This is a genomic window from Mitsuaria sp. TWR114, from assembly GCF_007997345.1.
In genome coordinates, this window is the sequence record NZ_VOSR01000884.1 from 1 (window position 1) to 3,927 (window position 3,927).

General features: G+C 71.1%; 4 protein-coding genes and 1 pseudogene. 1 reads left to right on the forward strand and 4 read right to left on the reverse strand.

Going from position 1 to position 3,927, the window contains the following annotated elements; genetic code table 11:
* A pseudogene (locus FUT87_RS25335) lies at positions 1-286 on the forward strand (argininosuccinate synthase); the annotation flags it as partial.
* Between the two features lie 123 nt (positions 287-409).
* On the opposite strand, the gene FUT87_RS25340 reads toward FUT87_RS25335, so the two are convergent.
* The 4 genes from FUT87_RS25340 to FUT87_RS25355 form a co-directional block, all read right to left on the reverse strand.
* A complete protein-coding gene (locus FUT87_RS25340) occupies positions 410-1,084 on the reverse strand; it encodes a PEP-CTERM sorting domain-containing protein (protein ID WP_147242791.1) in 675 nt (224 codons plus the stop codon).
* Positions 1,085-1,231: 147 nt separating this feature from the next.
* Complete coding sequence (gene sigJ / locus FUT87_RS25345; RefSeq protein WP_147242792.1) at positions 1,232-2,266, reverse strand: RNA polymerase sigma factor SigJ; 1,035 nt, start codon at positions 2,264-2,266, stop codon at positions 1,232-1,234.
* A gap of 70 nt (positions 2,267-2,336) precedes the next feature.
* Positions 2,337-3,380, reverse strand: a complete 1,044-nt coding sequence (queA, locus tag FUT87_RS25350) for a tRNA preQ1(34) S-adenosylmethionine ribosyltransferase-isomerase QueA (RefSeq protein ID WP_147242793.1) — start codon at positions 3,378-3,380, stop codon at positions 2,337-2,339.
* A 117-nt stretch (positions 3,381-3,497) separates the two neighbouring features.
* A partial coding sequence (locus FUT87_RS25355) for an ABC transporter substrate-binding protein (RefSeq protein WP_147242794.1) occupies positions 3,498-3,927 on the reverse strand: 430 nt, incomplete at its 5' end.

Below are 3,927 nucleotides of genomic sequence, written 5' to 3' on the forward strand. Positions count from 1 at the left end.
GGTCGCCCGCGCGATCACCGGCGAGGTGACGCTGGAGCTGCGCCGCGGCAACGACTACTCGATCATGGACACCGTCAGCCCCAACCTGACCTACGCGCCGGAGCGCCTGTCGATGGAAAAGGTGGAAGACGCGGCGTTCTCGCCGGCGGACCGCATCGGCCAGCTGACGATGCGCAACCTGGACATCGCCGACACGCGCGAGAAGCTGGGCGTGTACAGCCGCGCGGGCCTGCTGGGCAAGAACTCGGAAGGTTCGATCCCGCTGCTGACCGGCGGCGACGAATAAGCCCTCCGCGCCTCTGGCTCGAAAGCCGCCGTTCATCGGCGGCTTTTTCGTTGGGGCGGCCGGGAGTGCAATGAAAAAAGCCGCTGATCACTCAGCGGCTTCTGCTAATCGGGCGTGGGGCGTTCAGCCGCGGCGACGACGCGCCACGAAGCCCAGCGCGCCCAGGCCGGCCAGCATCAGCGCGTAGCTGTGCGGTTCCGGCACCGACGGCGCGATCGTCGCGTTGACGTTGGAGCTCAGGAACTCCGCGCGCAAACCGGTGAAGTTGTAGGTGCGGTCGACGTTGTCGGTGACGACGAACTGCAGCGTGTTCACGCCCGCCAGGAAACCGGTCGAGGCGGCGAACGAGGTCCAGCCGGCGTAGCCGCGCTGGCTGGTAATCGTCGAGATCACGTTGCCGTTGAGCAGCAGCACGCCCTTGTTGTCCGCCGCCCACTGGCCGGTGAACGACGCGCTGCTGGCGTCGAAGCCGGTCAGGTCGAAGCTCAGCGACCAGGTGAAGACCGAGTTCGAGGTCGGGCTGTAATTCGTGTTCTGGTTGGCGCCGGGGATCAGCCACGAGGAGCTGGCCGTGTTGGCCAGCCAGCTCGGGAACGGATCCAGGCTACCGTTGCTGACGATGCCGTTGCCGGTCAGGCCGGCCGCGTTGCCGATCGCGGAGAACGAGTAGTTGCTGTCCTTGCTGCCGGCAGCCAGGCCGGCGCCGGTGTTCACCAGTCCGCCGATGGTGGTGGCGGCGGCCAGGCCGCTGAACAGCGTGGCGGCCACGGCGATGGAAGTACGAACCAACGGCGTCATGAGAGGTCCCGAGCAGTGAAGAGGTCTTGTGGCGGCAATTGTCCCTAAAGGTAGGGATTCACAACCCCCCGTGGGCGCGGGGGGACACCACAGTCCGCATCGGGGGTCGGGACTTGCGTCACGCCCCGGATGGGCGCATCCCGCGCTTCAGGGGGGCGTGTCCGCACCCGGATCGGGCATCGCGGGCCGATCCGGTGCGGGGGTCACCAAGGGCTCCATGCGGGGCAGGTGGCGCAGCTTGTCCGGATTGCGCTGGACGTAGATCGCGCTGATGCGGCCGGGCGCCGCCGCGGGTCGCAGCGCCACCGTCTGGATCGGCTCGCCGGCGGTGTCGAAGACGATGTAGCCCGGCAGCCCGTTGACCTGCGCCGGCCGCACGCGCCAGTCCCGGCTGGTGCGCATCCGGACGAAGCCGACGAAGGTCCGCGCCACCAGCGCGCCGCCCTCGAGCATCCGCGGTACCGCGGACGCCTTGCCGCCGCCGTCGGCCAGCAGCACCGCGTCGTCGGTCAGCACGCGGGCCAGGCCCTCGACGTCGAAGGACTGCAGCGCCCCCATGAAGGCCTGGAACAGGCGCTGGCGCTCCTCGTCCTCGACCTCGTGGCGCGCGTAGTCCGCCTTGACGTGCTGCCGCGCCCGGCTCGCCAGCTGGCGGCAGGCCGCGGCACTGCGACCCAGGCGGCGCGCGATCTCGTCGAAGTCCAGCTCGAAGACCTCATGCAGCAGGAAGGCGGCCCGCTCCAACGGCGACAGCCGCTCCAGCGTCAGCAGGAAGGCCACCGACACGTCCTGCGCGAACTCGGCCTGTGCCTCGGGACTGGGCGACCAGTCGCCGGCCTCGTCGACCAGCGGCTCCGGCAGCCAGACACCGACGTACTGCTCGCGCCGCGCCGCCGCCGACTGCAAGCGGTCCAGGCAGAGGTTGGTCACCAGGCGCGACAGGAAGGCGCCCACGTGCCGCACCGTGGTCTCGTCGACATCGGCCCAGCGCAGCCAGGCTTCCTGGACGATGTCCTCGGCCTCGGCGCGGGAGCCCAGCATCCGGTAGGCCAGCGCGCGCAGCGGGCGCGCGTGCTCGCGGTCGAAGCGCAGCGCGCGGTCGGTCGCGCCCTGGTCGGCCGCCGCCGGCGCGGCGTGGCCCGCGTCGGAAGCAGCGGCTGAGGAGGAGTCGATGTCGGGCATGGCGCGTCGTCCGGTGTCGTCTTGCTCACAAGAGACGCAGCCTACCCGGCTGTGACACCGGCGGGCGGGCTCAGCCGCGGGTGCGCTCCAGCAGCATCGCGTCGCCGTAGCTGAAGAAGCGGTAGCGCTGGGCGATCGCATGGCGGTACAGCGCCATGACCGGCTCGTAACCGGCGAAGGCCGAGACCAGCATCATCAGCGTGCTCTTGGGTAGATGGAAATTCGTCACCAGCCGGTCCACGACCTGGAAGTCGAAGCCGGGCGTGATGAAGATGTCGGTCTCGCGCGCGCCGGCCTTCAGGCCGCCGCCGAGCGCGGCCGACTCCAGCGCCCGCAGCGTCGTGGTGCCGACCGCGGTGACCTTGCCGCCGGCGGCGCGGCAGCGCGCGATCGCGTCGACGGTCTCGGGCGTGACCTGGAACCACTCGCTGTGCATCTTGTGCTCGGCCAGCGACTCGACGCGCACCGGCTGGAAGGTGCCGGCGCCGACGTGCAGCGTCACATGCGCCGTGCCGATGCCGCGCTCGGCCAGGCGCGCCAACAGCGCCTCGTCGAAGTGCAGCGCGGCGGTCGGCGCGGCGACGGCTCCGGGCTCGCGCGCGAACACGGTCTGGTAGCGCCGCACGTCGTCGGCGGAGTCGTCGTGGGCGATGTACGGCGGCAGCGGCACATGGCCGTGCCGCTCCAGCAGCTCGAACGGATCGCCGGACAGGCGCAGGTGGAACAGGCCGTCGTCCGGCCCGCAGCGGCCCAGCACCTCGGCATCGAAGGCCTCGGCGAAGCGCACCACCGCGCCCGGCTTGGGACTCTTGCTGGCGCGCATGTGGGCCCAGACCTCGCGCGTGCCGGGCAACACGCGCTCCACCAGGGCCTCGACCGCCCCGCCGCTGGCCTTCGCGCCGTACAGGCGCGCCTTGATGACCTTGGTGTCGTTGAACACCAGCAGGTCGCCGGGATGGAGCAGCTCGGGCAGCTCGCGGAACACGCGGTCGACCGGCGGGTCGGCGCGGCCGTCGAGCAGCCGTGAGGCGCTGCGCTCGGCGGCGGGATGCTGGGCGATGAGTTCGGGGGGCAGAGCGAAGTCGAAATCGCTCACCGTGAAGTGACGGGACATGCGCGTTGAGGGCCGGACGGACCCGTGCCAATCGGAGGGGGAATTGGAAGGGAATCGGAGGGGGAACGGAAGCGGCGATTCTCCCATGGGCGCCCGGCGCGGCCGGGGCGCGGGGCCTCACTGCCAGCGCGCGCCCTGGTGCAGCAGCGCCGCCAGCCGGCCAGTGCCCTGCAGCTCGCCGACGCCGCGGGAGAGCGCGGCGGCGAAGCGCTCGCCCTCGGGCCGGACCTTGGAGAACACCGTGTACAGCGGGATCTCCGAAACCGCCGGATCGAGCCAGCTCAGCCTGCCGGCCGCCTCGCGCAGCTGCGTCTCCAGCAGGTGGGCGCCGACGCCCTTGTCGATCAGCACCAGGTCGACGCGCCCGGCCAGCAGCTTGCGCAGGTTGGCCAGGTCGTCCACCGCGCCTTCGACGGACAGGTTCGCCGCGTCGAAGCGCGGCGGATTCACGTAGCCGTGGACGACGCCGATGCGCAGCCCGGCCAGAGCACCCAGGTCATCGATGCGGCGCTTGCGGTCGGTCCGCGCCATGAAGCCGACCTGGTTC